Here is a 1,036-nt window from a genome sequence, read left to right on the forward strand (position 1 = left end):
AATCGAGTAGGAGGGGGTGGTTAACCCCCGTCCTCTCACACCACCGTACGTACCGACCGGTATACGGCGGTTCACCAAGCTTGACGAAGTGTGAAATATCGCTGTATCAAACTCATCAGCCCTTGTTGTTGCCAGTAGGCAATACCAAGGGCTTTGTGCATGTGCGGGGATTTTGTTGTCCGCCACGCCCCCTTTCGGGTGTTTGCGATTTCCAGTGCTCTGTTGTGAGAAAATCCAAGCGAACGAAGTTCGCGGTACCTCGTACGAACTCGTTTCCACTGCGTCCATAGACAGAGCCGGAGCCTTCGGCGAATCCATTCCTCTATTCGCAGAAGATGGGTTTTCGCCTCGGCCAGCGCAAAATACCCGATCCATCCCATGAGGTATTGGTTGAGTTTTTGAATCCTCTCCTGCATGGTCATGCTTCGATGTGGGTTGGTTAATTGGCGAATTCGTCCTTTTAACCGGGTGATCGATTTGGGATGCAGACGTATCCGCGCTTCCTTTCCCGGAATAAAGCTAAAGCCGAGGAACTTCCGGTTGCACGGGCGGTCCACCGCACTTTTCTGTTGATTTACCTTGAGTTTGAGAACCCTGGTCAAGTATCGCTCCACACTTGCCTTTACACGTTCACCCGCACGTTTGGAGCGGACGTAGATGTTGCAGTCGTCCGCATAGCGGCAGAAACGGTGTCCCCTTTTCTCCAACTCCTTGTCCAGGTCGTCTAGCAGAATGTTGGCCAACAGCGGACTTAAGGGGCCACCTTGCGGCGTGCCCTCTTCCGTCGTGACACACACTCCGTTGACCATGACTCCGGATTGCAGATAAGCGCGAATTAGTTTAAGAAGGCGCTTGTCCTTCACCTTGCGGGCAACCCGGCTCATTAGGATATCATGGTTGACCCGGTCGAAGAACTTCTCCAAGTCGATGTCGACCACATACCGGAATCCTTCGTTGATGTACTGTTGTGCTTTCCGCACAGCACTGTGAGCACGGCGGCCTGGACGGAACCCGAAGCTGGAGTCGGAGAACTCTG

The 1,036-nt window shown here is 53.5% G+C and carries 1 protein-coding gene; it reads right to left on the reverse strand.

Annotated features, from left to right (window positions below):
- Positions 1-71: 71 nt before the first annotated feature.
- Positions 72-1,036, reverse strand: a 965-nt coding sequence (locus ETC00_RS19325) for a group II intron reverse transcriptase/maturase (protein WP_171567681.1), incomplete at its 5' end; no start/stop codon positions are given.

The organism is Brevibacillus sp. MCWH (assembly GCF_013096935.1).
Taxonomy (GTDB): Bacteria; Bacillota; Bacilli; order Brevibacillales; family Brevibacillaceae; genus Brevibacillus; species Brevibacillus aydinogluensis.